The sequence below is a fragment of the Pseudomonas sp. Irchel s3b2 genome, from assembly GCF_900187445.1.
Lineage (GTDB): Bacteria > Pseudomonadota > Gammaproteobacteria > Pseudomonadales > Pseudomonadaceae > Aquipseudomonas.
In genome coordinates this window covers 40,634-64,684 of the sequence record NZ_FYEB01000022.1, presented here as the reverse complement: position 1 = coordinate 64,684, position 24,051 = coordinate 40,634, and the positions used below count along the sequence as shown (strand labels likewise).

The window sequence follows — 24,051 nt, the reverse complement described above, 5'->3', positions numbered from 1 at the left end:
CCCGCGACCAGCACGCAGATTGCCAGCGCGTCTATGCTGGACTTACCGATCGCAGCCTTTGTCACTCTCTACTGGAGGTAATCAATGGTTCCCACGCCCATGCTCGAAAAGATTTTTTCCCGGGATCTGCTCGATGTGCTGATTCGTGCCGGAGTAATTACCGTTCTGGTGATGTTCTGTTTTCAGATATTCAGCCCGTTCCTCGACCTGATGCTGTGGTCGGTGATCCTGGCAATCACCCTCTACCCCTTGCAAGTCAGGTTCAATGGCAAGCTGGGGAACAAAGACGGGCTCACCGCGACGCTGATCGTATTGATCGCCATCAGTATTCTTATGGTGCCTGTTTATTTGTTGGGAGCCTCGCTTGCGGAATCCGTGGAGAAGGTCATGACCATGGTCAAAACCGACAGTTTCCATATTCCGCCACCGTCCGATACGGTAGCCAGCTGGCCACTCGTGGGAAAACCTCTTTATAACTTGTGGGTGCAAGCCACCACTGACCTGCCCGATCTGGCACAGAAGTTCATACCGCAGATCAAAGGTGTCAGCCTCTCCCTGCTGAGCAAGCTTGCGGGTGTCAGCATGGGGCTCCTTTTATTCATCGTCGCCCTGATTATTGCCGGTATTTTTTTAGCGTATGGCGAAAGCGGTCACCGCAGCGCGGTGCAAATCGTTTCGCGCTTCAGCGGTCCGATCAACGGGCCGAAAATCGCCGACCTGTGCACCGCCACCATCCGGGCAGTGGCGTTGGGAGTGGTCGGTATCGCCTTCATCCAGATGCTGTTGGTGGGCATCGGCTTTGTGCTCATGGGCGTCCCCGGCGCCGGTCTTCTCGCTTTGGCGGTGCTGCTTCTTGGCATCATGCAATTACCGGCGAGCCTGATTACCCTTCCGGTCATCGCCTTTGTTTTCATGAGCGAAGGTGCCAGCACGGCGACCATTGTGTTTGCCATCTATGTCTTCATCGCAGGATTGGTCGATAACGTCCTCAAACCACTGTTGCTAGGCCGTGGTGTCGATGTACCGATGCCTGTGGTGCTGATCGGTGCCTTGGGCGGCATGGTCACGGGCGGTATCCTCGGCCTGTTTATCGGCCCTGTGATACTCGCGGTCGGCTATCAGCTGTTCTGGGAATGGGTGGATCAAGCGCAAGAACCCGGACCAGACAACCAGGGGCAGACCTGACACGGCGGCCGAGGATATCCCCATGCTGTTAAACCTGCTGGCCGGCCTCCCCGTAATGTTGTTCTGCCTGCTGATGCAAGCCGTTTTCGTGACCATATGCCTGCGTCAATACGTGCATTTCAGGCATTCCAAACCGCCTGAAACGCAATGGCTGAATATCCTGTTGTTGTCGATGGTGATGCTGCTGATGTTGCTGAGTAATTTCGTGCAGATCGCCATCTGGGCCACGCTGTTCATGCTGCTCGATGAGTTCGACGAATTCGCCATCGCGCTGTATCACTCGGCGGTCAACTTCGCCACGCTAGGCTACGGCGACATCGTCATGTCCTCTCGCTGGCGTCTGCTTGGCCCATTGGAGGCCGCCAACGGCATCCTGATGTTTGGTGTCTCCACCTCGGTGATGACCGCTGCGGTGATGGATGTCATAAAACACAACATGGAAAGGCTACAGCAGCGTGAACGCCCATAGGCATGCGCCGATCATGGCAGAGCCTTTTCCAGCGCCTCACGCAATTGTGCCGCCGTGGCGTATTCGTGCTTCCCCACCAATTGACCGTCCTTGAGCTGCAGCCACAGCACTTTATCCACGGACCCGGGGTAGCGCGGCGCCACACGACCATCACGGTCAAGCATCACTCGATAGGGATAATCGCGCATAGCCGGTACTGCAAACATCTTCGCGATCAGTCGAGGCATGCGCTGGATGTCCGCGATAAATACCGTGTGCCGAGCCTCCAGGTAGCCCTTGGGCTGGTCCTGCAGAGCGGCGCCGACCAGTTTGGCGGCGTCCATGCTGCGCGCCACCAGCAGCGTCTGAGTCTGGTTATCGAGTGTGAAAGCCTGATCGAACTGATCAAGTAAGGTCCACGGCGCCAAGCGCTCACCAACCTCCAGCGCCTGGGCCCAAAGAGGCAGAAGACTGAGCAATAACACCGGCCAATATTTCAAGTTCTACTCCTCGTTCGAGCGCATAGGCGTAATGGCCATCAGTCTACACCGCCCGTTCCGAGTGCCCAGTGCCTCCGTTTACCATTTCACACTTTCTGCTTGTCGCAAATGAACGCTAAGCTTGGGCCTATGGATGACTCAGATTATTTACGCCTGCTGACCATTGCGGCCGAGCAAGCCAACACGTTCCTGTCCAATGCCCGCAAATGGGAGCGTGAGCGTTGGGTTTGCCAGCGCCTGCTGCAAGGCCTGAACATTCCCTATCGCGCCGACGAATTTGCCCCCGCCGGGGAGCCGCCGGACGTGTTGTTCCGCGACGCGAATTTCGAGGTGTTTTTCGTGCTCGACGAAGGCCGGCGCCTCAACGACGAATGGCGCGACGAGCTGCAACGTCGGCGCAGCGCGTTTTCCCTGAGCCAGTTGGTGCGCCGTGAAACCAAGCCCCGACGCATCCCCGCCAATGAATTTCTGCTAAGGCTGGCGCCGACCTTGCGCAAAAAAGCCCACAACTACAAAGAGCGCGGCATGGACCTGGGGGAGCTGGACATCATCGCCTTCGCCAGCCTCAAGCGCGAAGTGCTGGACCTCAACAGCCACTTTCCGCCGCCTACCGAGTATTTGCGTCAGGGCTGGCGCTCGTTGTCGCTGGTCGGCCCGACCTTTGCCCGAGTGCTATTCGCCCATCCGGATGCCCCGGATTTCTTGCGCAGCAATCTGGGTCGCAGCATCGTTTTCGATGTCGGGATCAGCCTGTGAGTCCGTTGCAGGAGCTGATCGACGAGTGTTACAAAGTGGCATCATTCGCCTGGACGACAGGGTGAATGTCGAGCCGACTCCGGACAGCGGCTATGCTCCGTTCAACCCAGGATAAAAGCCCTGTAGCTTCTAAACATTCAGCAACGTCTACCTGACGAGGCCCAATATGACCAGCCGCCTGAACCCGGACGACCAAAAGCATGTCGAACAATACCTGCGCCTTTCCCAGCACCAAGTCGAGCGCCGGCCTTTCCGGCCGTGGATGCTCCTGGTGATGGTGTTGGCAGTGACCATTGGTTTGGGCCTGTTGAGCCGACTTATCAGTTACCTGACGCTATGAGCTGCATCGCGCTCGCTCGGGTAATTGCACCGATTTCTTTTAGCCTTGCGAGATATCCCCATGACTCATCGTATTGTCATCGTTGGCGGCGGCGCCGGCGGTCTGGAGTTGGCTACCCGTCTGGGTAAGACTCTGGGCAAGCGCGGCACGGCCAGTGTAATGCTGGTCGACGCGAACCTGACCCACATCTGGAAACCGCTGCTGCACGAAGTGGCGGCAGGTTCCCTGAACTCTTCCGAAGACGAACTCAACTATGTTGCCCAGGCAAAATGGAACCACTTCGAGTTCCAGCTTGGGCGCATGAGCGGGCTCGATCGCGAACAGAAGAAAATCCAGCTGGCCGCCACTTATGACGATGCCGGTCTGGAACTGGTGCCAGCGCGCGAAGTGCCTTACGACTCGCTGGTGATTGCCGTCGGCAGCACCACCAACGATTTCGGCACTCAAGGCGCGGCGCAGCACTGTTTGTTCCTCGATACCCGCAAACAGGCCGAGCGTTTCCATCAGCAATTGCTCAATCACTACTTGCGCGCCCACGCCGGGCAAACCGACACGGTGCAGCAGATCAGCGTGGCCATCGTCGGTGCTGGCGCCACCGGCGTCGAACTGGCGGCGGAACTGCACAACGCCGCCCATGAACTCGCGGCCTACGGCCTGGACCGGATCAAACCGGAAAACATGCACATCACCCTGATCGAAGCCGGACCACGGGTGCTCCCTGCGCTGCCGGACCGAATCGGTGGCCCGGTGCATAAAACCCTGGAGAAACTCGGGGTCAACGTGATGACCAATGCCGCGGTCAGCGAAGTGACGGCAGACAGCCTGATTACCGCCGATGGCAAAGTGATCAATGCCAGCCTCAAAGTCTGGGCCGCCGGGATTCGTGCGCCGGGCTTCCTCAAGGACATTGATGGCCTGGAAACCAACCGCATCAATCAGCTGCAAGTGTTGCCGACCCTGCAAACCACCCGCGACGAGAACATCTTCGCCTTCGGTGACTGCGCGGCCTGCCCACAACCGGGCACTGATCGCAATGTACCGCCACGGGCGCAGGCGGCGCACCAGCAAGCTTCGTTGTTGGCCAAATCGCTGAAACTGCGGATCGAAGGCAAGACCCTGCCGGAGTACAAGTACACCGACTATGGCTCATTGATCTCGCTGTCGCGTTTTTCGGCTGTGGGTAACTTGATGGGCAACCTCACCGGTAGCGTGATGCTTGAAGGCTGGCTGGCGCGGATGTTTTACGTGTCGCTGTATCGCATGCACCAGATGGCGCTGTATGGCGCGTTTCGTACGGCGATGTTGATGCTGGGTAGCAAGATTGGTCGCGGGACTGAGCCGCGGCTGAAGCTGCATTAAGATTTTCGGCGTTAGTTAGGGCCTCTTCGCGGGCAAGCCTCGCTCCTACAACGATATTTTGTGTACGACACAGATTCACTGTAGGAGCGAGCGGTGCGGCGATCCGACTTGCCCGCGAAGCAGGCGCCTCGGTCCAACTTCCAGACACTTGTGTGTCTCACTGTGTCTCCCCGCTGATTCCATCCCTTCGCTTACAAAGCCCCCCTTACGCGACACAGTAGCGATACACCACGCCCGCTAAATGGCCACACCCGAGCAAGGCACCGCCTGCTTCGGTCATCGCCGCATTTGCGTGGCGTCCTTTATCGAGCGGTTGCGTCGTGCAACCCAGGAGATTTGTAATGTCCCGTACCACTACTCTCAGCAAAAATACCGTTGGCCTGCTCGGCGCAGTCTTGGCCGGTGGCATGATGTTGTCCGGTTCCGTATTCGCTTCGCAGCCACTGACTCAAGGCTACCTGCTAGCTTCGGCGGAACAGGTCGTGAAGACGCCTGAAGGCAAATGTGGCGAAGGCAAGTGCGGCGATGCCTCGATGGCCAAAACCGACACCGATGACGACGGCAAGGTATCCCGTGCGGAATTCCTGAAAGTGGCACCCAAAGCTGACTTCGACAAGATCGACACCAACCATGACGGCCAAATCGACGAACAAGAGGCTTTTGATAACGTGAAAACCAACTACGAAGCCAATGGCAAAAAAATGCCGAAGGGCTTGTTCGAGCACCTGAAAGACAATAGCTAAGTCCCTGAAGCCCCAAGCCCTGCCTCTCCATCGAGAAGCGGGGCTTTTTTGCATTTGCAGCAGGCAAAAAAAATCCCCGTATCTTTCGATACGAGGATTTTTAATATGGTCGGGGTAAGGGGATTCGAACTCCTGACATCCTGCTCCCAAAGCAGGCGCGCTACCGGACTGCGCTATACCCCGGTAAAAAAAAGGCACCTTTGAAAGGCGCCTTCTTCGATCAGCGCTTTTGGCCTCTGATCTTAAGATTCGATTCCAGCGCTAACTGGTTTCAAAAATGGTGGGTCGTGTGGGATTCGAACCTACGACCAATTGGTTAAAAGCCAACTGCTCTACCAACTGAGCTAACGACCCAAAAATGGTCGGGGTAAGGGGATTCGAACTCCTGACATCCTGCTCCCAAAGCAGGCGCGCTACCGGACTGCGCTATACCCCGGTTTGAAATTGGCTCCGTGACCAGGACTCGAACCTGGGACCCAATGATTAACAGTCATTTGCTCTACCGACTGAGCTATCACGGAACTACATATTTCAATTTACAACAGTGAAGCTTTACTGCGTTCTCTTCAACTCGTTCGCATCGCTGCGTTCGTATGTCTGAGGCGCGCTATTCTACAATCTTAAGCATCTCTGTCAACCCCCTAAATTGCTTTCAAGTTAATGATTTGCAACTTATTTTGGATTCCTGCTTGGGGAGCGGAAACCCTGGCGGGTGACTTACTGCGGGGCGCACTTTACAAGCATTTTCCTTTGAGTTCAACAGCCTATCGAAAAAAAGGCCTCGCAATGCGAGGCCTCTTTCATTTTGTTGCCGCAGGGGATCAGACGAAGACGATTTCGTCGTTCTCCACCACACCTTTGGCGGTCTCGCCCGGCATGAATCGACCCGACAGAATCAGCTGTGCCAGCGGGTTCTCGATCCAGCGCTGGATCGCCCGTTTGAGCGGCCGTGCGCCATACACCGGGTCGTAACCAACGGCGATCAGCTTATCCATCGCTTCCGGACTCAGCTCAAGCTTCAGCTCACGCTCTGTCAGGCGGCTACGCAGACGCCCCAACTGGATCTCGGTAATGCCGGCAATCTGATCCCGAGCCAATGGCTCGAATATCACCACTTCGTCGACCCGGTTGATGAACTCCGGCCGGAAGTGCGTGGAAATCGCATCCATTACCGCAGCCCGCTGCGCTTCGCGATCACCCACCAGTTCCTGGATCTGCACCGAGCCCAGGTTGGACGTCATGACAATCACGGTATTTTTGAAATCCACCGTGCGGCCATGGCTGTCGGTCAAACGGCCATCTTCCAGCACTTGCAGCAAGATGTTGAACACATCCGGGTGGGCCTTTTCGACCTCGTCCAGCAGGATCACCGAATAAGGCTTGCGACGCACCGCCTCGGTCAGGTAACCGCCCTCTTCATAACCCACATAGCCCGGTGGCGCGCCGATCAAGCGAGCCACGGAATGTTTCTCCATGAATTCGGACATGTCGATCCGCACCATCGCCTCTTCGGTATCGAAGAGGAACTCGGCAAGCGCCTTGCACAGCTCGGTTTTACCGACACCGGTCGGGCCGAGGAACATGAACGAGCCGCTCGGGCGATTCGGGTCGGACAACCCGGCACGGGAACGCCGCACCGCGTTGGAGACAGCGATCACCGCTTCGTCCTGACCGATCACGCGCTGGTGCAACAGGCTTTCCATCTTCATCAGTTTTTCGCGCTCGCCCTCGAGCATTTTCGCCACGGGGATACCGGTCCACTTCGACACGACTTCAGCAATCTCTTCTTCAGTCACCTTGCTGCGCAGCAACTGGTTTTCGCTTTTGCCATGCTGGTCGACCATTTGCAGGCTGCGTTCCAGGTCCGGGATCACTCCATATTGCAGCTCGGCCATGCGGTTCAAGTCGCCTTTACGGCGTGCGGCTTCCAGTTCCTGACGGGACTGTTCGATTTTCTGCTGGATCTGTGCCGAACCTTGTACTTCGGCTTTTTCCGAATTCCAGATCTCTTCGAGGTCCGAATATTCACGCTCGTGACGGTCGATTTCTTCCTGCAGTTTTTCCAGACGTTTCTTCGCCGCGTCGTCGCTTTCTTTCTTCAGCGCCTGGGATTCCACCTTCAGCTGAATCAGGCGACGTTCCAGGCGGTCCAGCACTTCCGGCTTGGAGTCGATTTCCATGCGGATGCGGCTGGCAGCTTCGTCGATCAGGTCAATGGCTTTGTCCGGCAGCTGACGGTCGGTGATGTAACGATGACTGAGCTTGGCCGCGGCGATGATCGCGCCGTCGGTGATCGCCACCTTGTGGTGCACCTCGTAACGCTCTTTCAGGCCACGCAGGATGGCGATGGTGTCTTCTTCGCTCGGCTCATCCACCAGGACTTTCTGGAAGCGCCGCTCGAGGGCCGCGTCCTTCTCTATATATTGGCGGTACTCGTTGAGCGTGGTCGCGCCCACACAATGCAGTTCACCGCGAGCCAATGCTGGCTTGAGCATGTTGCCCGCATCCATCGAGCCCTCGCCTTTGCCGGCGCCGACCATGGTGTGCAGTTCGTCGATGAACAGAATGATCTGCCCTTCCTGCTTCGACAGTTCGTTAAGCAGGGATTTGAGGCGCTCTTCGAACTCGCCGCGGTACTTGGCACCGGCAATCAGCGCGCCCATGTCCAGAGACAACAGGCGCTTGCCCCTCAGGCCATCCGGCACTTCGCCGTTGATGATGCGCTGGGCCAAGCCTTCGGCGATGGCGGTTTTACCCACGCCAGGCTCGCCGATCAGCACCGGGTTGTTTTTGGTACGGCGTTGCAGGACCTGAATGGTCCGGCGAATTTCGTCGTCGCGACCGATCACTGGATCAAGCTTGCCTTCTTCGGCGCGTTTGGTCAGGTCGATGGTGTACTTGTCGAGCGCCTGACGCGATTCTTCGTGGTTGGCGTCATTGACTGCCTCACCGCCGCGCAGGTTGTTGATCGCGTTTTCCAGGGCTTTCTTGCTCACGCCCTGGCCCAGCAACAATTTGCCTAACTTGCTGTTCTCGTCCATCGCGGCGAGCAGCACCAGTTCGCTGGATATGAATTGGTCGCCCTTCTGCTGGGCCAGGCGATCAGCCTGGTTGAGCAGGCGCGCCAGATCCTGCGACATGTTCACGTCGCCGGTCGGGTTCTGGATTTTCGGCAACTGATCGAGGGCTTTGGTCAGCTCTTTACGCAGGCTGTTGACGTCGAAACCCACCTGCATTAGCAGGGGTTTGATAGAACCACCCTGTTGTTCAAGCATGGCCTGCATCAAATGCGCCGGTTCAATGGCCGGATGGTCGAGGCCGACGGCCAGGGATTGGGCGTCGGACAAGGCTAACTGCAACTTGCTGGTTAAACGGTCTATACGCATGGGTCACCTTCCTTTTGAGCAGGCCGGACCGATAAACATCCTGAATGAAGAAACCTGCCAGATACCGCTATAGATGCGGTCGATTCTGGGAGATTCAAGCGTCGTACAGTTGATGTAGATCAGAGAAGTCTAGCGTTCGAGCCAGATCAGGGAAGCAAACCGACCGGTGCGTGGGCTGCGGCGGAAAGAAAAGAAGCGAGGATCGGTCACGGTGCAGAAACCACCGCCATAAACAGCGGTAACGCCCCGAGCAGCCAGACGCAAACGCGCCAGCTCATAGATGTCGGCCATGAACTTGCCGGCGTTTTGGCTCGGCACAAAGGCTTTGGCGGCTTCTGGCAATTGCTGGACGAAGGTTTCGCGCACTTCCGGGCCGACTTCAAAGGCTTTTGGGCCAATGGCCGGGCCGAGCCAGACCAGCACGTCTGCAGGCTGTACAGCCAGACTGTCGAGGGTCGCTTCCAGCACACCCGCCGCCAATCCGCGCCAACCGGCATGGGCGGCAGCGACGCGGGTGCCGGCGCGGTCGCAAAACAGCGCTGGCAGACAATCAGCGGTCATTGCCGCGCAGGCGATACCGGGTGTTGCCGTCCAGCTGGCATCAGCAGTGGCCACCAGGTCTGGGTTGGCATAAGCCACGACAATGCCGTGCACCTGCTTTAACCAGGCCGGTTGAATGGAGAAATGATCGGTAAGGCGACGGCGGTTTTCGGCGACAGCGTCGGGGCTGTCGTCGACGTGATCGCCGAGGTTGAGGCTGTCGAACGGCGCCAGACTGACGCCGCCCGCACGGGTGGTGACGCAGGCTTTCACCCCGGCAGGCGCAGGCCAGTCGGGAATCAGCCAGTCACTCATCCGATGAACGCCTCGCGGTCTTGCTTGAGCAGGGACAGCAACCAGACAAAGTCATCTGGCAATGGCGATTCCCAGCTCATGCGTTTACCGGTGGTCGGATGATCCAGTTCCAGGAACCGCGCATGCAGCGCCTGGCGCGGGAAATTCTTCAAGGATTCGACCATGGTCACACTGGCAGCCGGCGGAATACGGAAGCGACCGCCATAGGCAGGGTCTCCGACCAACGGGTAGTTGATATGCGCCATGTGCACGCGAATCTGGTGTGTACGACCGGTTTCCAGTTTCACCCGCACGTGAGTGTGGGAGCGGAAACGCTCGAGCACGCGGTAATGGCTGACGGCTTGCTTGCCACCTTCCATTACAGCCATGCGCTGGCGTTGCTGGCCATGACGACCGATCGGCGCATTGATCTTGCCACCGGCTGTCACCACACCAATCACGATGCATTCGTAGATCCGGCTGACGCTGCGGCTCTGCAATTGCGTGACAAGCTGTGTTTGCGCCTGAATGGTCTTGGCCACCACCATCAGACCGGTGGTGTCCTTGTCCAGGCGATGCACGATACCGGCGCGGGGCACATTGATGATGTCCGGCACATGGTGCAGCAAGGCATTAAGCAAGGTGCCGTCGGCATGACCGGCAGCCGGGTGCACCACCAGGCCCGCAGGCTTGTTGATCACCAGGATGTCGTCGTCTTCATAGACGATGTCCAGCTCAATGTCTTGAGCGATCCATTCGCCTTGAGCTTCCTGCTCGGCAGTCAGCTCAAGAACGGCGCCACCGTGAACGATGTCTCGCGGGCGGATAACCGCCCCATCCACAGTCAGGCGGCCGTCTTTGATCCAGGCGGAAAGGCGCGAGCGCGAGTGCTCAGCGAATAGTTGTGCGGCGACTTGATCGAGGCGTTGGCCGCCCAATTCGGACGGCACCTCTGCGCGAAGTTCAATTTTATCGGACATGCTCAGACTAGGCGTCGGCACAGCCTTTGGTTTCGGCTGCGCGCTTGTGGTTAAATACGGCGTCTTTTGCCCCGAGGCTTTTCAACGGGGCGCTCATCATAACAGGACGGCCCCGCCCAAGACAGCGGCCGTCATAGGGACGCAAGCCGCCATGCAAGTGAAACACCTGCTGCTGATCGCCATCCTCGCATTGACCGCTGCTTGCTCATCGAAGGAAGTCGTAGACGAAAACCTGAGCGAAGTCGAGCTGTACCAGCAGGCTCAGCACGATCTGGATAACAATAGCTACACCGCCGCCACAGCCAAGCTGAAGGCTCTGGAGTCGCGTTATCCGTTCGGTCGCTACGCTGATCAGGCTCAACTCGAGCTCATCTACGCCAACTACAAGAATGCCGAGCCTGAGGCTGCGAAGTCCGCCGCCGAGCGTTTCATTCGTCTGCACCCGCAGCACCCGAACGTCGATTACGCCTACTACCTCAAGGGTCTGACCTCTTTCGACCAGGACGTCGGTCTGCTCGCGCGCTTCCTGCCGCTGGACATGACCAAGCGTGACCCGGGCGCCGCTCGCGACTCTTACAACGAGTTCGCCCAGCTGACCAGCCGCTTCCCGAACAGCCGCTACTCGCCGGATGCCAAGCAGCGCATGATCTATCTGCGCAACCTGCTGGCTTCCTACGAGATTCACGTTGCCGACTATTACCTGACCCGTCAGGCCTATGTCGCCGCCGCGAACCGTGGTCGTTACGTGGTGGAAAACTTCCAGGAAACCCCTTCGGTCGGTGACGGCCTGGCGGTGATGACTGAAGCCTATCAGCGTCTGCACCTGGACGAACTGGCCGCAACCAGCCTCGAAACCCTGAAGCTCAACTACCCGAACCACCCAAGCCTGGTGGACGGTCAATTTGTGCCGTCGAGGGATGAAGCCGACAACCGTTCGTGGCTGAGCAAGGCCACCCTGGGCCTGATCGAATCCCGTCCGCCGCTGCCGCCGGGCCAAACCCGCGCCAACCAGGACGTGCAGAGGCAGTTCCAGGATGCCAAGGACTCGATTCCGAACGAGCTCAAGCCTAAAGATGAAAACGGCGATGTGATCGAAGAAGAGCAGCACGAGTCCGAAGCCAACAACACCGACCGCTCGTGGTTCAGCTACATGACCTTCGGCGTGTTCGACTGACGCTGGGGATTGTGCCGAGAAGGCGCCTTTCGAGGCGCCTTTTTTGTTGCCGGATTTCAGGGTTGGGCGTATTGCGCTGTGCGCCTGCTCCGTCCTTGGCTAAACTGCCATTTCATTAATCAAAAAGCAGCTCACCATGCTTCGTTTATTGTTCTGGATCGTCCTGATTGCCGCGGCGGTATGGCTCTGGCGCAAGTTCAAAGGTCCTACGTCTGGGCCCCATACACCACGCGAACAGGATGCCCCTCCCATGGTGCGTTGCGCCCATTGCGGCGTACACCTGCCCCGCGACCGTGCGCTGAGACTTGAACAGCAGTGGTATTGCAGCCAGGCTCATCTTGAGCAAGGCCCGGGCTCCAGTGATCGCTGAGACGTCCAGCCCTGGCAACAAACAGGCCCAGCGCCTGCTGCGCCTCTATCACCTCTACCGCTTAAGCGTCGGCATCACCCTGGTGCTGTTGATCTCCAGCAACATGGACAACCAGTTGCTGACGTTCGCCAATGACGACCTGCTGCGCAATGGCAGCTGGTCGTACCTGGTGCTGAATATCCTGCTGGTGGTCTTTCTGGGAAACGCCCGGCGCCCGGCGCAGTTGTTCAGCCTGACGCTGGTCGATGTCTTGCTGCTGTGCGGCCTGTTCTACGCGGCGGGGGGCGTGGCCAGCGCCATCGGCAACTTGCTGATCGTGTCAGTGGCCATCGGCAATACCCTGCTGCGCGGGCATATTGGCTTGCTGATTGCCGCGGTCGGCGCCCTCGGCATCGTCGGTTTGAGCTTCCTGCTGAGCTTCAGCCACCCCGCCAGCGCCAGCGATTATCTGCAAGTCGGCACCCTCGGCGCCCTGTGTTTTGCCGCAGCATTGTTGGTGCAAGGTCTGGTCCGACGACTGGAAGTCAGCGAAACCCTGGCCGAGCAGCGGGCCAGCGAAGTACTCGGCCTCGAAGCCCTCAACGCACTAATCCTGCAACGCATGCGCACAGGCATTCTGGTGCTCGACGAGCAGCGGCGGGTACAACTGGCCAATCACAGCGCCCTGACCTTGCTGGGGCGGGAAAAACTGGATGGCCAGTTGATCGACGATCATGCGATGCCGTTGGTCGAGCGGCTCCAACTGTGGTTCAACAATCCGACTTTGCGCCCGCAAAGCCTGAAAATTGCCAGCAATGGCCTGGAGCTGCAACCGAGCTTCATTGCCCTGGACCAAAGCCCGCACCACCAGACGCTGGTTTTTCTCGAAGACATCGCCCAAATCGCTCAACAAGCCCAGCAACTGAAACTCGCCGCCCTCGGTCGCCTGACCGCCGGTATTGCCCATGAGATCCGCAATCCACTGGGCGCCGTCAGTCATGCCGCGCAATTGCTGCAGGAATCCGAGGAACTGAACAGCACGGATCGGCGTCTGACGCAGATCATTCAAGACCACTCTCAGCGCATGAATCGGGTAATCGAAAACGTCCTGCAACTGTCCCGCCGCCAGCAAACCGAGCCGCAACGGCTTGATCTGCGGCCGTGGCTGGAGCACTTCGTCGCCGAAACCCACGAAGCTACGACCGAGCATCAGCAGATTCACCTGCGCATCGGTTCGGGAGACTTCAAAACCCTGATGGATCCGAATCAACTGACCCAGATTCTCGACAATCTATTGCGCAACGCCTGGCGCCACAGCGCCCTGAACCACGATCAGGCGCAGGCCTGGCTCGAACTGTTTGTCGACCCGGACAGCCAGTTGCCGACCCTTGAAGTCCTGGACGATGGCCCCGGCGTGGCGCCGGACCAGCGCACGCATTTGTTCGAACCGTTCTTCACCACCAGCAGCCAGGGTACTGGCCTGGGGCTTTATCTGTCCCGTGAGCTGTGCGAAAGCAATCAAGCCCGCCTAGACTTCAAACCACGCCAAGGCGGCGGCTGCTTTCGCATCACCTTTGCTCACGGACGGAAACAAAGTTGAACATGAGCCCACGGCAAAAAATCCTGATCGTCGACGACGAGCCGGATATCCGCGAACTCCTGGAAATCACCCTGGGACGGATGAAACTCGACACCTTCAGTGCGCGCAACCTCGCAGAAGCGCAAGCATTGCTGGCACGGGAGACGTTCGACCTGTGCCTGACCGACATGCGCCTGCCCGACGGCACCGGTCTGGCGCTGGTGCAGCACATCCAGCAGCGTTATGCGCAAGTGCCAGTGGCGATGATCACCGCCTACGGCAGCCTGGAGACAGCAATCAACGCCCTCAAGGCCGGTGCCTTCGATTTTCTGACCAAACCGGTCGACCTCACCCGTCTGCGCGAACTGGTCATCAGCGCGCTGAGTTTGCCTGCACCGGGCGGCGCCAGCAGCGCCATTGACCGTCGGCTGCTGGGTGACTCCTTGCCCATGCGCAGCCTGCGTAAACAAATCGACAAACTGGCCCGCAGCCAGGCCCCGGTGTACATCAGCGGCGAGTCCGGCAGCGGCAAAGAGTTGGTCGCCCGGCTGATCCATGAGCAAGGCCCACGCGCCAGCCGACCGTTCGTGCCGGTGAACTGCGGGGCTATCCCGTCGGAATTAATGGAAAGTGAATTTTTCGGCCATCGCAAAGGCAGTTTCAGCGGCGCCATCGAAGACAAACCCGGGCTGTTCCAGGCCGCTCATGGCGGCACTTTATTCCTCGATGAAGTCGCAGACCTGCCGCTGGCGATGCAGGTCAAACTTTTGCGGGCCATTCAAGAGAAAGCCGTGCGCAGCATCGGTGGCCAGCAGGAAACCGTGGTCGATGTGCGCATCCTCTGCGCCACCCACAAAGACCTCGATGCCGAAGTCGCCGCCGAACGCTTTCGCCAGGACTTGTACTACCGGCTGAACGTGATCGAGCTGCGGGTGCCACCCTTGCGCGAACGCCGCGACGACATTGAGCTTCTGGCCAACAATATGCTCAAGCGACTGGCGACCGGCACTGGCCAACCCGCCGCAAAACTCCACCCACAAGCCCTCGACGCACTGAAAAGCTATCGTTTTCCAGGGAACGTGCGGGAATTGGAGAACATGCTCGAACGGGCGCACACCTTGTGCGAGAACAAACAAATAGAAACCAGCGACCTACGGCTGGCCGAAGGCAACTGCAACCCGGATGGCGGTGTGCCGGACCTGACGCAGATCGACAATCTGGAAGCCTATCTGGAAAACGTCGAACGCAAACTCATCCTCCAGGCCCTGGAAGAAACCCGTTGGAACCGCACGGCGGCGGCTCAGCGGTTGAATCTGTCGTTTCGGTCGATGCGTTACAGGCTCAAGAAATTGGGCTTGGATTGAGGGCCCCTTCGCGGGCAAGCCTCGCTCCTACAGATTTGAGTTGATCAATAAATTTGTGAACGACATCAATCTGTAGGAGCGAGGCTTGCCCGCGAAGGCGATCTGACCGACAACAAAGATCGTTCGGTCAGATCCGCCCGGCCGGCGCATACGGCGCAGGGTCGATAATCGGCGACCGCCCCAGCATCACATCCGCAAACAATTGACACGATGCCGGCGCCAGCACCAGCCCGTTACGGTAATGCCCGCAGTTGAGCCAGAGCCCGTCAAACCCCGGCACCCGGCCAATATAGGGAATCCCTTCCGGCGAGCCCGGCCGCAACCCGGCCCAATGCCCCACCACTTCGGCATCCGCCAGCGCCGGAATCAACTCCACCGCCGAGGCCTTCAGGCTTTCCAGCGCGGTGTCGGTCGGCGTCTTGTCGAAGCCTTCATGCTCCAGCGTACTGCCGATCAAAATGTGCCCATCGCGCCGAGGAATAGCATAACGCCCCTTGGCCAGGACCATGCTCGGAAGGAAATCCGCCGCGCACTTATAGAGAATCATCTGGCCTTTGACCGGCTCGACCGGCAACTCCAGACCCAGTTTTTTCAGCAAGTCCCCACTCCAGGCCCCCGCCGTCAAAACCACCTCATCACCCCGAATGGCCCCCACCGAAGTCTGCACCCCGACCACGGCGGCGCCTTCACGGATAAACCCGCTGACCTCGCATTGCTCATGAATTGTCACGTTCGGCAGCGCCAGCAAAGCGGCCTTGAGGGATTTCACCAACCGAGGATTACGCACATTGGCCACATCGGCCATGTAGATCGCCCGCGAAAAACCGGCGCCCAATACCGGCACCGCATCGTGGACCGCAGCGATATCCACAACCTTCAGCGGACGGTTTTCCCGTTTGGCCCAGGCAAGCGCTTCGGCCTCGTCATCCAGGTCCAGCCAGTACAACCCGGTGGTATGCACTTCAGGATCGACACCCGTGGCGGCGAACAGACGTTCCGCCAGCTGTGGATAAAAATCCTGAGACCAATGAGCCAACGCAGTGACCGCCGGGCTGTAGCGCCACGGATAGAGCGGCGAGACGATCCCGCCACCGGCCCAGGAGGATTCCTGACCAACGTTCAAGCGGTCCAGCAACACAACGCTCTGCACTTCGGACGCGAGATTGAACGCCGTCAGCAGGCCAATCACCCCGCCACCGACAATCACTACTTGCTGTTGCCTGCTCATGTTCTGATCCAACCGTTCAATAGACAGAGAGCGCAAAGGGCGCCCGAAAAAGAAACTCAGCGCCCCCAGCAATCCTTGGTGGTCAAGCCGGATGTAGCATTGACCATGCTTCTGACACCGGTATTGGTGAGGGTGAAATCACCGCACTTGTCGCTCGCCATGGACGAACCGGCCTTGCGTGTTGCCGTCAGCAGGAAAGTCTGATCGGTCAAGGTCGGGGTGATGGTATAGAAGTCATTGCCGGCGCTCAGACCGGTGGCGCCGGTGTAGGCATTACTCTTCGTATAGAAACGCTCCAGAATCTGCGCCTGCTCGGAAAGCAGCCCGGCCACTTCAGTGCGGCGGCCCTTTTTTACATATTCGGTGAGGCTCGGGTAGCCAATAGTGATGACGATCCCGATGATCGCAATCACGATCATGATTTCGATCAGGGTAAAACCTCGGTTTGATCTGCGCATGCCTCAACTCTCACTTACTGTATTTGTCGCCACATGATGCGACGGGCGCTGCCGTCACCGGCTTTTTCCACCAGAGTGGTCACGCCACCACCGGAGTCGTTCACAATCTTGCGGGTAGCGTCATTGACGACCGCGTTCAGGGTCGGAATACCACCGGTGAAAATCACCCCGCTGGAAATCGTGTCAGTGCTGTCGACTGTCCCGTCAGCATTGGTGTCGAGCACCGCGTAATTGAGCATCTTACCGCTGAATGCATCGAGTTCGACCAGTTTGCCGGTGCCGAAGCTGGCACAGGGATCCGTGGCTTCCATACTGGCCGTGGTAAACACGATTCGCCCCGACACCAGGCTGGCCTGATTGATCACCCGCTCTCCCGTCAGCACATTGTTGTACACCAGCGGCAAGTACCAGCCTTTCTTTGCCGGGTAGGTCACTTCGTTCTGGCTGGTGGTGATGAATTGCCCGGTGCTGCCTGAGAAAACGCCCGTCACCGACTGCGCCTGCAAACTGGAAGTGGTGATTTGCCCCGCGCCGCCCTCGGCATCCCATACGGCGTAGAACGCCTGGAGATCCTTGTTGGTCTTGTCGGCGGTCTCATTGAGTTTCCCGGTGCCGAAGAACACTTCCTTGCCGCCCAATGCGTGATCGGCGAGCAATGGTTGTACGGTGATCGGCTGGGTTGCGCCACCCGCGGTGGTGAACAATGGCTTGCCAGAAAACGCCACGCCCCAGGTATCCGTGGTGGCGCCGCTCAAATCGAACTTCCACAAGCGCCCTTTCAGGTCGCCACCATAGGCAGCCTGCACCACGTTCTGCGAGTTGACCCTGAGCTTGACCGAGGACAGGCCGTTGCTGGTTTCTGTACTGTCGATCACGATTTTCTTGATCAGCGAGCCGTCGCGAATATCCACCACATACAGCGCCGCCACCCCGGAGTTGCTGCCATAGCCGTTGGAGATGAACGCGGCCCAGCGACCATCAGCCAAGCGTGCCACTTCCGGGCGCGCATAGGCATAACCCAGATCATTGAAAACGTTCGCCGTACTGGCCGTGGCCGGCGCACTGATTTCCCACAACGCATTAGTCACGTTGCCGGCCGATGCGTCGAACAATTGCACCGCATAAAAGGTTTTGCCGCCCGCCCCTGTTCCGCCAATCGCCAGGGTTTTCCAGGCGCTATCGAGTTGGGCATCGAACACACCGACCTGGCCGTCGACCAAAAACTTGTGGCTCACACCATTGATGTAAATGGGGTCAGCGATGTCCTTGAGCGATGGCAACACGCTGGAGGGCATGTAGGCATAACGCCTGACACCATTGGTCGAGTTGATGACATTTACGAATCCGTCGTTGGCGTTCACCACCAGGCTGGCATTCATATTCGCGGCTTTGGTGGTCAAGTAGGTGCTGTAGCTGGTATCGCCCACCAGATCGGACGCGGTGTGGTCCGTGGGTGCGGCCAGCACCAGTGGCGAATTGATGATGTCGCCGAGCAATACGCCACGCACTTTCAGTCCGGTTTTGTTAGTGCCTTTGCTCCACTCCAGCAGATCGCTGCCGGTAATACCGCTAGGCAGCCCCTGGCTGAGGGATGTCTGCTGGGCCGCTGAGAAATTGCTGTAAGCCAGGGTGACAGCCGCGTTGGTTTGGGTATTCCAGGACTGGTATATCGGCGCGGTGGCACCCGGCACGATAGTGGTATCGGTAGTCCACAGCACCGTAGCCGTGTTAACTGCACCCGCCGACGTGAAACCAAAGGACTTGATGGTGCCGCGCCAGTCCTTGGTATCGTAGCTGGTCTGGAAGTAGCTCGAATTGCTGGTCAGGGTCGTGCCACTGGTCACGCCGCTGCCGCCCGACCCGGCCTTGGCGGTGATGTCGCTCAAGGCTGAAGACAATGCGCTGTTGAGCCCCGTACTGTCGGTCGCCTGGTAGTACTTACCCTGTCCATAGCTGGCGGCATCCGACAACATCTGGTTTGCCGTGGTGAAACCCACTGTATAGGTGTTGAGGTTCTGCTTGGGAAAATCCAGGGCGTTCCAGCCTTTTCCTGTGATGTCGGTACCCGTGGACCGCATGTCAATATCGAAGGCGAACTTGGCGATGTCATCCAGATAAAAGGTGTCGCCCTCTTTGTCGCCGACGGGGTTGGCGCCATCGTTACTGATACCATCCCAGTTCGGTAAGCGGTTGCCACCCAGCGGATCATCGGTCGGAAAGGTGTGATCGAAGGTCGGCAGACCACCGGTGATCACCACCCCGTAATTTCTCTGGCAGCGATACTGAATCGGACTGGTGTAGGTGGTGGGCGTCGAGTTGTTGTAAGGCGTCATCCCACGGAAATAGCGGGTGATCTCGTAATAGGCTTCAGCCAGCGGCACACTGGCCTGTGCGCTCAGCTCATCGATTCCGGCGATCAATTCGTTGTAGTTGGTATCAGCCTGAGCCTGAGTCACGCTGCCGCTGACTGCCGACAAATCACTGACCGAACGGACGATGTAACCGCCGTCGTTCTTATGATTGCCGACGGCCAGATTGAATGTCGCAAGGCCTATTCGCAGCGAGCGGTTGCTGGCCACCAATGTTTTGGAAACGGTGCGCGCCACATTCATCCGGTAATCATTGGGAATCGAACCATCAGTGAAATCCCGGTCGGAATTGTTGGCCAGGGTTATCAGATAGGACAGGTAATTCGCGGTATATAGGGTGTCCTCGCGGCCCACCGGATCGGGAAGCTTGAGGCAAAGCGAATCCAGACCGGAAACGCTGTTCATATAAAAACCGTACCATCCGGCCTTTGAGCATGTTCCATGAGTCAAACTCGACAAGGGAATATTGCCATCAGCCACGTCAAGCTCTCGGCCTTTGTTGCACGAACCATTGGAGAGGCAAATAGCCACCGGGGGACGTGCGACCGTCGGGTCGAAGCCTGCCGCCCAGATAATGCTGTTCATACCCTTCGAGTCATCGAGTAACAGCATCACATTGGGTGCCACGGCGGCGGCGTTCAACAGCGGCGAATCCGAGGGGGTGAAGGCGTAAGTCGGCGCTGCCAGATAAAGGCTCAACACCGCGCCGCAGAACAACTGCAACAACCAACGGCGCCAGCCTGTGCGGGTCTCAGTACTTCGCATAAATACTCTCCACCACACTGCGCGAGTTGCCTGCGATGCCCACGGCGGTCACCCGGTACAGCGTTGCCGACGTGTTGCTCGGTACGTTCACGGCCGTCAGTGTGGTGCCGATGTTCTGCACCCCGTAAAAGCCACTGCCGGAGGCGATCCAGGTCACCCCCGAGACGGAGTTGAACCCGGCGGCGGTAACGACTGACGCCTCGGCCGGCGGCGCGCATTGGCTGGTACCGCTGCAAACCGGCAATGAATAGGTAATCAGTTGCACCGCGCTTTCACCGACGCGCAACGCCGCTTCCGCGCCCTGGAACGACTGATTGCGCAGGATCACGCTGCCGGCCATTTTTTCCTGCAACGTAGCGCTTTGCATCGACGAAAGACCGATCAACGTCAGCACCAGCAGAAACACCAGGCTGACCAACAGTGCCATACCGCGCTGGGCGTGAGGGGGCATGGGAGAAATACTCATCGGCCCTCCCCTCATGGCAACCGGTTGCGCAAGGCGGCAACCACGTTGAAGGTTTGTTCGTGTACCCGGTTGTTCGGGTCCCTCAGCTTCAGCGTCAGTCGCACACTGCGGATTCGCGCCGGATCGGATGGATTGCTGCTGTAGCTGGAGGCAGCCGTATCCGTGCCCGAACTGGCGAGGCCGAAGCTCACATTGAACTCACTGACATTGTTCACCAGCACCTGCTGTATCGGTGTGGTACCGGAACCCATCAGCAGTTGGTCGTTGCTGAAGCTGTAGACCAGCCGCCGGATCGGGAACGCCAACTGCCCCGACGTCGGCGTGGGGACACCGTTATGGGCCGTCGCGGTATTGCGGCAATCGGAAATGACCGTCCAGGTCGGCGCACCGCCACCACTGCCGATATCCGCCGTCACCAGGGTCAATTTCTGGTTGGCATTGTCCCAACTGATCGGCGTGATCTGACTGGCATTGAAACTCCCTGCCGAGCTTTCGTCGGTAATCGTACCCAGGCAACCGAACATGCCGACCATGCGGATCTCCTGAATCATCTTGCTCAGGACAAACCGTGCATCTTCTTGCATGCCGGCGGCAGTGCTCTGGCTGACGTAGGTGTTTTTAGCCGCGATGAAAATCTGCGCCACACCCAGAATCACCACCAGACTCAACGCCAGGGCGATCAGCAACTCGATCAGGCCGAAACCTCTGTTGGCTCTGATCATGGTGTCGTCGCCGGATCAACGGTGGCGCGACTGGTGAGGACAAAACTGCGGCGTGAGTCGGCGGTATTGGCGGCCCGCGAGTCATCCCAGGTAATGGTGATGGTGTACACCCGCTGGTTGCGGGTGATGCTGCCGGTCGCCGTGGCACCGCCGAAACTGACAATATTGCGGGTGAAGTCGTACAGATCCTGATCCCGGGCCACGCCCAAATTGCCCGAGGTCGGTGGCGTAACGGTGTAATCGGCGCCGGAGTTGGCACGAATGCGGTCCATCATGTCGTAGGCGATAAAACTCGCCTGACTGGTCATCCGCGAGCTGTCGGTGTACTTCAGCGCATTGAGCTGAATCGCTGCGGCGCCCAACAATCCCACGGCCAGAACCAACAACGCGACCAGTACCTCGATCAGCGTCATGCCCTCCTGTGCGCGCTTGCTCCAACCTCTCATCCGCAACTTCCACCCAATTGAATTCGTCCGTTCAAACACACATTCAGCGTCCTGCTCTGTGCCCCCAGTACATAACTGATCACAACGGCCGTGGACGGCGCCGACAAACCGCCCAGATTGTTGAAATCAATCGCAGTCACTCCTGAGGTTAGCGTCAGAGTTGCACCACTGCTCATCGCTGGAACAACCCGCAATACATTGGCCGGGTTGCCGGTACCGTCATAAACGGTCAGATCGCCGGTCCAGACACTCCCGCCTGCTGTCGGGCGAACCCGGGTGGTAATGCCCCGGTCGATCGCCTCAAGCCGCGCGTAATTGAGCGCGCGTTGCAGGTCCCCGATCTCGGTATCGGCCTTGGTGCTTTGCACTGAGCGCGTAAACGCGGGAACGGCCAGGCTGATCAGGATCAGAAACACGGCGAGCGTGATCAGCAGCTCGATCAGCGTGAAACCTTTTGTACGATGATCCATCGGTGCGCTCCGTTGCCGTCGGCTATACCTGCTTCTACACGCTAGAACATTCGACCGGCCCCCGTCGGTTGATTTGCCGCGAGCGGCGCACGGATTGCGCCGCATCGCACATTCCATGGAGGGAATGCTAATGCCGCAACAGGGTTTCAGTCTGGTCGAACTGCTTATGGGACTGGCGATTGGCGCAATTGTTCTGTCGCTGGTCAGTCCGGCGTTTGCCACGCTCACCGAATCGAACCATCGGCAACAGGCAGCCGAGTCGCTGATCGGCGGGATCCGGCATGCCAGAACCCTGGCCATCACCCGCAACCAGAGTGTGGTCATTCATGGTATCAACGGCGATTGGAGCCAGGGCTGGCGGATCATTCTGGACATCAGCGGCAAAGGGCCGGAAGACAGCAGCAATCCGCTGCTGGTGGAGAGTGCGAGTGATGCTCGGACGCCGATTGTCGGTAATTGGTGGGTCAGACGTTTTGTGCGGTTCAGCAATCTGGGGGAACCGCTGCTGTCTGAGGGGACATTTCAGGTAGGGAGACTGCACATTTGCGCGGCTCGTGAGCCAGTCAGCCACCTCCAGGTTGTACTGGCACGAAGTGGCCGAGTGCGCCTGAGCAGCGAAAAGGCCGAGCAGGCGCTGTGTCGAAAGGCGAAAAAAGTTAAAGCACGGAACGCACGCGCAGCTCTTTAGGCATGGAGAACGTGATGTTTTCCTCGCGTCCGTCCAACTCATCAGCCCCTGTGGCACCCCAGGCCTGCAATTGCTGGATCACGCCACGCACCAGCACTTCCGGAGCGGACGCACCGGCGGTGATGCCAATCCGCTCGACACCGTCGAACCAGCTCTTTTGCAGGTCTTCGGCGCCGTCGATCAGATAGGCCGGGGTGGCCATGCGTTCGGCCAGTTCACGCAGACGATTGGAGTTGGAGCTGTTCGGGCTACCAACCACCAGCACCACGTCACATTCGTCGGCCAGTTGCTTGACGGCGTCCTGACGGTTTTGCGTGGCGTAGCAGATATCGTCCTTGCGCGGACCGCCGATCGCCGGGAATCGGGTACGCAAGGCGTCGATCACACGACTGGTATCGTCCATGGACAGGGTGGTCTGGGTGACGAAGGCCAGTCTTTCAGGGTTGATCACCTGCAACGCGGCGACGTCTTTCTCATCCTCGACCAGATAAATCGCGCCACCATTACTGCCATCGTACTGGCCCATGGTGCCTTCGACTTCCGGGTGGCCGGCATGGCCGATGAGGATGCACTCACGGCCGTCGCGGCTGTAGCGCGCAACTTCGATGTGTACTTTAGTCACCAGCGGGCAGGTCGCGTCGAACACCTTCAGGCCACGGCCTGCGGCTTCGGTACGCACGGCCTGGGAGACGCCATGGGCACTGAAGATCACGATCACGTCATCCGGCACCTGATCCAGCTCTTCGACGAAGATCGCCCCACGGGCGCGCAGGTCTTCGACGACGAATTTATTGTGGACCACTTCGTGGCGCACGTAGATCGGCGGCCCGAAGACTTCCAGGGCGCGGTTGACGATTTCGATCGCCCGGTCCACACCGGCGCAGAAGCCACGGGGGTTGGCGAGTTTGATTTGCATGCTGTGCCTCGTGTCTTGCGCGCAAGAAGTTAGAACACTGTAGGAGCAGAGCTTGCTCTGCTCCTACAGGTGACCGTATTCGGTCAGTTACAGCGCTTTGACGTTGAAGATCTCGACGTCAAAGGTCAAGGTTTTACCGGCCAGCGGATGGTTGAAGTCGATGGTCACCTGGGCGTCATCGAATTCTTTCACCACGCCGGGCAGCTCAGTATTGGCCGCATCGTTGAAGATCACCAGCAAGCCAGGCGACAGTTCCATATCCTTGAACTGCGAGCGCGGGATGATCTGCACGTTTTGCGGGTTCGGCTGACCAAAGGCGTTTTCCGGCTCGATGGTCAGGGTGCGTTTGTCGCCGGCCTTAAAGCCGAACAGCGCTGCTTCGAAACCTGGCAACAGGCTGCCGTCGCCAACCTTGAAGGTCGCCGGGGCTTTGTCGAAGGTGCTGTCGACGGTGTCGCCGTTCTCCAGACGCAATGCAAAGTGCAAGGTGACTTCCGTGTTCTGGCCGATGCGTTGCTCAGCCAAT

General features: G+C 58.7%; 24 protein-coding genes, 4 tRNA genes and 1 pseudogene. 12 read left to right on the top strand and 17 right to left on the bottom strand.

Annotated elements, in window-relative coordinates; all coding sequences use genetic code 11:
- The first annotated feature begins 84 nt into the window (after positions 1-84).
- Both CKW20_RS27685 and CKW20_RS27680 read left to right on the top strand, forming a co-directional pair.
- Positions 85-1,185 carry an AI-2E family transporter gene (locus CKW20_RS27685; RefSeq protein WP_095055721.1) on the top strand — a complete coding sequence of 367 codons (1,101 nt, stop codon included), beginning with the start codon at positions 85-87 and terminating at the stop codon, positions 1,183-1,185.
- A 22-nt stretch (positions 1,186-1,207) separates the two neighbouring features.
- A complete protein-coding gene (locus tag CKW20_RS27680; RefSeq protein ID WP_095055720.1) occupies positions 1,208-1,654 on the top strand; it encodes a potassium channel family protein in 447 nt (148 codons plus the stop codon).
- 11 nt (positions 1,655-1,665) lie between these two features.
- Here CKW20_RS27680 and CKW20_RS27675 read toward each other — a convergent pair whose 3' ends face one another.
- Complete coding sequence (locus CKW20_RS27675) at positions 1,666-2,133, bottom strand: FAD/FMN-containing dehydrogenase (protein ID WP_095055719.1); 468 nt, start codon at positions 2,131-2,133, stop codon at positions 1,666-1,668.
- A gap of 129 nt (positions 2,134-2,262) precedes the next feature.
- Between CKW20_RS27675 and CKW20_RS27670 the strand changes: the two genes are divergently transcribed.
- The 5 genes and pseudogenes from CKW20_RS27670 to CKW20_RS27650 all read left to right on the top strand — a co-directional run bounded on the left by CKW20_RS27670 (position 2,263) and on the right by CKW20_RS27650 (position 5,331).
- Positions 2,263-2,889 (top strand): DUF1780 domain-containing protein, encoded by a 627-nt coding sequence (locus tag CKW20_RS27670; RefSeq protein WP_095055718.1) that lies wholly within the window; start codon positions 2,263-2,265, stop codon positions 2,887-2,889.
- 10 nt (positions 2,890-2,899) lie between these two features.
- Positions 2,900-3,004: pseudogene (locus tag CKW20_RS27665) on the top strand (MOSC domain-containing protein); the annotation flags it as partial.
- Positions 3,005-3,055: 51 nt separating this feature from the next.
- Positions 3,056-3,229 carry a DUF3094 domain-containing protein gene (locus tag CKW20_RS27660; RefSeq protein WP_095055717.1) on the top strand — a complete coding sequence of 58 codons (174 nt, stop codon included), beginning with the start codon at positions 3,056-3,058 and terminating at the stop codon, positions 3,227-3,229.
- 60 nt (positions 3,230-3,289) lie between these two features.
- Positions 3,290-4,588 (top strand): NAD(P)/FAD-dependent oxidoreductase, encoded by a 1,299-nt coding sequence (locus tag CKW20_RS27655; protein WP_095055716.1) that lies wholly within the window; start codon positions 3,290-3,292, stop codon positions 4,586-4,588.
- 341 nt (positions 4,589-4,929) lie between these two features.
- The gene (locus CKW20_RS27650) at positions 4,930-5,331 is read left to right on the top strand and encodes a hypothetical protein (protein WP_030130391.1); all 402 of its coding nucleotides are present in this window, start codon (positions 4,930-4,932) and stop codon (positions 5,329-5,331) included.
- Positions 5,332-5,437: 106 nt separating this feature from the next.
- Here CKW20_RS27650 and CKW20_RS27645 read toward each other — a convergent pair.
- The 7 genes from CKW20_RS27645 to rluD form a co-directional block, all read right to left on the bottom strand.
- A tRNA-Pro gene (locus CKW20_RS27645) sits at positions 5,438-5,514 on the bottom strand.
- 95 nt (positions 5,515-5,609) lie between these two features.
- Positions 5,610-5,685, bottom strand: a tRNA-Lys gene (locus tag CKW20_RS27640).
- A gap of 5 nt (positions 5,686-5,690) precedes the next feature.
- A tRNA-Pro gene (locus tag CKW20_RS27635) sits at positions 5,691-5,767 on the bottom strand.
- A gap of 9 nt (positions 5,768-5,776) precedes the next feature.
- Positions 5,777-5,852: transfer RNA gene (locus tag CKW20_RS27630), tRNA-Asn, on the bottom strand.
- A gap of 300 nt (positions 5,853-6,152) precedes the next feature.
- Positions 6,153-8,717, bottom strand: a complete 2,565-nt coding sequence (gene clpB / locus CKW20_RS27625) for an ATP-dependent chaperone ClpB (protein WP_095055715.1) — start codon at positions 8,715-8,717, stop codon at positions 6,153-6,155.
- A gap of 129 nt (positions 8,718-8,846) precedes the next feature.
- Positions 8,847-9,572 carry a peptidoglycan editing factor PgeF gene (gene pgeF / locus CKW20_RS27620; protein WP_095055714.1) on the bottom strand — a complete coding sequence of 242 codons (726 nt, stop codon included), beginning with the start codon at positions 9,570-9,572 and terminating at the stop codon, positions 8,847-8,849.
- Positions 9,569-10,531 carry a 23S rRNA pseudouridine(1911/1915/1917) synthase RluD gene (gene rluD / locus CKW20_RS27615; protein ID WP_095055713.1) on the bottom strand — a complete coding sequence of 321 codons (963 nt, stop codon included), beginning with the start codon at positions 10,529-10,531 and terminating at the stop codon, positions 9,569-9,571. The genes pgeF and rluD overlap by 4 nt, the downstream gene beginning before the upstream one ends.
- A gap of 151 nt (positions 10,532-10,682) precedes the next feature.
- On the opposite strand from rluD, the gene CKW20_RS27610 reads away from it, so the two are divergent.
- From CKW20_RS27610 to CKW20_RS27595, 4 genes are all read left to right on the top strand, one after another.
- On the top strand, positions 10,683-11,705 hold the full coding sequence (locus CKW20_RS27610) for an outer membrane protein assembly factor BamD (protein ID WP_095055712.1): 1,023 nt from the start codon (positions 10,683-10,685) through the stop codon (positions 11,703-11,705).
- A gap of 136 nt (positions 11,706-11,841) precedes the next feature.
- A complete protein-coding gene (locus tag CKW20_RS27605) occupies positions 11,842-12,075 on the top strand; it encodes a PP0621 family protein (RefSeq protein ID WP_095055711.1) in 234 nt (77 codons plus the stop codon).
- Positions 12,065-13,654 carry a PAS domain-containing sensor histidine kinase gene (locus CKW20_RS27600; protein WP_095055710.1) on the top strand — a complete coding sequence of 530 codons (1,590 nt, stop codon included), beginning with the start codon at positions 12,065-12,067 and terminating at the stop codon, positions 13,652-13,654. The genes CKW20_RS27605 and CKW20_RS27600 overlap by 11 nt, the downstream gene beginning before the upstream one ends.
- A gap of 2 nt (positions 13,655-13,656) precedes the next feature.
- Positions 13,657-14,997 (top strand): sigma-54 dependent transcriptional regulator, encoded by a 1,341-nt coding sequence (locus CKW20_RS27595; RefSeq protein ID WP_095055709.1) that lies wholly within the window; start codon positions 13,657-13,659, stop codon positions 14,995-14,997.
- A 127-nt stretch (positions 14,998-15,124) separates the two neighbouring features.
- On the opposite strand, the gene thiO is transcribed toward CKW20_RS27595, so the two are convergent.
- Genes thiO through CKW20_RS27560 form a run of 7 tightly spaced genes read right to left on the bottom strand, consistent with a single transcriptional unit; the run spans position 15,125 to position 21,921 of the window.
- Positions 15,125-16,225, bottom strand: a complete 1,101-nt coding sequence (gene thiO, locus CKW20_RS27590) for a glycine oxidase ThiO (protein ID WP_095055708.1) — start codon at positions 16,223-16,225, stop codon at positions 15,125-15,127.
- A 56-nt stretch (positions 16,226-16,281) separates the two neighbouring features.
- On the bottom strand, positions 16,282-16,683 hold the full coding sequence (locus tag CKW20_RS27585) for a type IV pilin protein (protein ID WP_095055707.1): 402 nt from the start codon (positions 16,681-16,683) through the stop codon (positions 16,282-16,284).
- A 14-nt stretch (positions 16,684-16,697) separates the two neighbouring features.
- On the bottom strand, positions 16,698-19,817 hold the full coding sequence (locus CKW20_RS27580) for a pilus assembly protein (RefSeq protein WP_095055706.1): 3,120 nt from the start codon (positions 19,815-19,817) through the stop codon (positions 16,698-16,700).
- Complete coding sequence (locus CKW20_RS27575; RefSeq protein WP_095055705.1) at positions 19,804-20,283, bottom strand: PilX N-terminal domain-containing pilus assembly protein; 480 nt, start codon at positions 20,281-20,283, stop codon at positions 19,804-19,806. The genes CKW20_RS27580 and CKW20_RS27575 overlap by 14 nt, the downstream gene beginning before the upstream one ends.
- A gap of 11 nt (positions 20,284-20,294) precedes the next feature.
- Positions 20,295-21,005, bottom strand: coding sequence for a PilW family protein (locus CKW20_RS27570; protein ID WP_095055704.1), 711 nt, complete (start codon positions 21,003-21,005; stop codon positions 20,295-20,297).
- A complete protein-coding gene (pilV, locus tag CKW20_RS27565) occupies positions 21,002-21,451 on the bottom strand; it encodes a type IV pilus modification protein PilV (protein WP_095055703.1) in 450 nt (149 codons plus the stop codon). Before pilV ends, CKW20_RS27570 begins: the two co-directional genes overlap by 4 nt.
- Positions 21,448-21,921: a GspH/FimT family pseudopilin gene (locus tag CKW20_RS27560; RefSeq protein ID WP_095055702.1), complete on the bottom strand. Its 474-nt coding sequence runs from the start codon at positions 21,919-21,921 to the stop codon at positions 21,448-21,450. Before CKW20_RS27560 ends, pilV begins: the two co-directional genes overlap by 4 nt.
- 130 nt (positions 21,922-22,051) lie before the next feature.
- On the opposite strand from CKW20_RS27560, the gene CKW20_RS27555 reads away from it, so the two are divergent.
- Positions 22,052-22,609, top strand: coding sequence for a GspH/FimT family pseudopilin (locus CKW20_RS27555; protein ID WP_095055701.1), 558 nt, complete (start codon positions 22,052-22,054; stop codon positions 22,607-22,609).
- Here CKW20_RS27555 and ispH read toward each other — a convergent pair.
- The gene (ispH, locus tag CKW20_RS27550) at positions 22,578-23,525 is read right to left on the bottom strand and encodes a 4-hydroxy-3-methylbut-2-enyl diphosphate reductase (RefSeq protein WP_095055700.1); all 948 of its coding nucleotides are present in this window, start codon (positions 23,523-23,525) and stop codon (positions 22,578-22,580) included. The two genes, CKW20_RS27555 and ispH, sit on opposite strands and share 32 nt — an antisense overlap.
- 87 nt (positions 23,526-23,612) lie before the next feature.
- Complete coding sequence (gene fkpB / locus CKW20_RS27545) at positions 23,613-24,050, bottom strand: FKBP-type peptidyl-prolyl cis-trans isomerase (protein WP_176466970.1); 438 nt, start codon at positions 24,048-24,050, stop codon at positions 23,613-23,615.
- Between the last annotated feature and the right edge of the window lies 1 nt (position 24,051).

Excerpts from the sequence above, each read along its gene's own strand:
- CKW20_RS27685 (WP_095055721.1), top strand. The coding sequence starts at position 85 with ATGGTTCCCACGCCCATGCTCGAAAAGATTTTTTCCCGGGATCTGCTC.
- CKW20_RS27680 (WP_095055720.1), top strand. The coding sequence starts at position 1,208 with ATGCTGTTAAACCTGCTGGCCGGCCTCCCCGTAATGTTGTTCTGCCTG.
- CKW20_RS27670 (WP_095055718.1), top strand. The coding sequence starts at position 2,263 with ATGGATGACTCAGATTATTTACGCCTGCTGACCATTGCGGCCGAGCAA.
- CKW20_RS27660 (WP_095055717.1), top strand. The coding sequence starts at position 3,056 with ATGACCAGCCGCCTGAACCCGGACGACCAAAAGCATGTCGAACAATAC.
- CKW20_RS27655 (WP_095055716.1), top strand. The coding sequence starts at position 3,290 with ATGACTCATCGTATTGTCATCGTTGGCGGCGGCGCCGGCGGTCTGGAG.
- CKW20_RS27650 (WP_030130391.1), top strand. The coding sequence starts at position 4,930 with ATGTCCCGTACCACTACTCTCAGCAAAAATACCGTTGGCCTGCTCGGC.
- clpB (WP_095055715.1), bottom strand. The coding sequence starts at position 8,717 with ATGCGTATAGACCGTTTAACCAGCAAGTTGCAGTTAGCCTTGTCCGAC.
- pgeF (WP_095055714.1), bottom strand. The coding sequence starts at position 9,572 with ATGAGTGACTGGCTGATTCCCGACTGGCCTGCGCCTGCCGGGGTGAAA.
- rluD (WP_095055713.1), bottom strand. The coding sequence starts at position 10,531 with ATGTCCGATAAAATTGAACTTCGCGCAGAGGTGCCGTCCGAATTGGGC.
- CKW20_RS27610 (WP_095055712.1), top strand. The coding sequence starts at position 10,683 with ATGCAAGTGAAACACCTGCTGCTGATCGCCATCCTCGCATTGACCGCT.
- CKW20_RS27605 (WP_095055711.1), top strand. The coding sequence starts at position 11,842 with ATGCTTCGTTTATTGTTCTGGATCGTCCTGATTGCCGCGGCGGTATGG.
- CKW20_RS27595 (WP_095055709.1), top strand. The coding sequence starts at position 13,657 with ATGAGCCCACGGCAAAAAATCCTGATCGTCGACGACGAGCCGGATATC.
- thiO (WP_095055708.1), bottom strand. The coding sequence starts at position 16,225 with ATGAGCAGGCAACAGCAAGTAGTGATTGTCGGTGGCGGGGTGATTGGC.
- CKW20_RS27585 (WP_095055707.1), bottom strand. The coding sequence starts at position 16,683 with ATGCGCAGATCAAACCGAGGTTTTACCCTGATCGAAATCATGATCGTG.
- CKW20_RS27580 (WP_095055706.1), bottom strand. The coding sequence starts at position 19,817 with ATGCGAAGTACTGAGACCCGCACAGGCTGGCGCCGTTGGTTGTTGCAG.
- CKW20_RS27575 (WP_095055705.1), bottom strand. The coding sequence starts at position 20,283 with ATGAGTATTTCTCCCATGCCCCCTCACGCCCAGCGCGGTATGGCACTG.
- CKW20_RS27570 (WP_095055704.1), bottom strand. The coding sequence starts at position 21,005 with ATGATCAGAGCCAACAGAGGTTTCGGCCTGATCGAGTTGCTGATCGCC.
- pilV (WP_095055703.1), bottom strand. The coding sequence starts at position 21,451 with ATGAGAGGTTGGAGCAAGCGCGCACAGGAGGGCATGACGCTGATCGAG.
- CKW20_RS27560 (WP_095055702.1), bottom strand. The coding sequence starts at position 21,921 with ATGGATCATCGTACAAAAGGTTTCACGCTGATCGAGCTGCTGATCACG.
- CKW20_RS27555 (WP_095055701.1), top strand. The coding sequence starts at position 22,052 with ATGCCGCAACAGGGTTTCAGTCTGGTCGAACTGCTTATGGGACTGGCG.
- ispH (WP_095055700.1), bottom strand. The coding sequence starts at position 23,525 with ATGCAAATCAAACTCGCCAACCCCCGTGGCTTCTGCGCCGGTGTGGAC.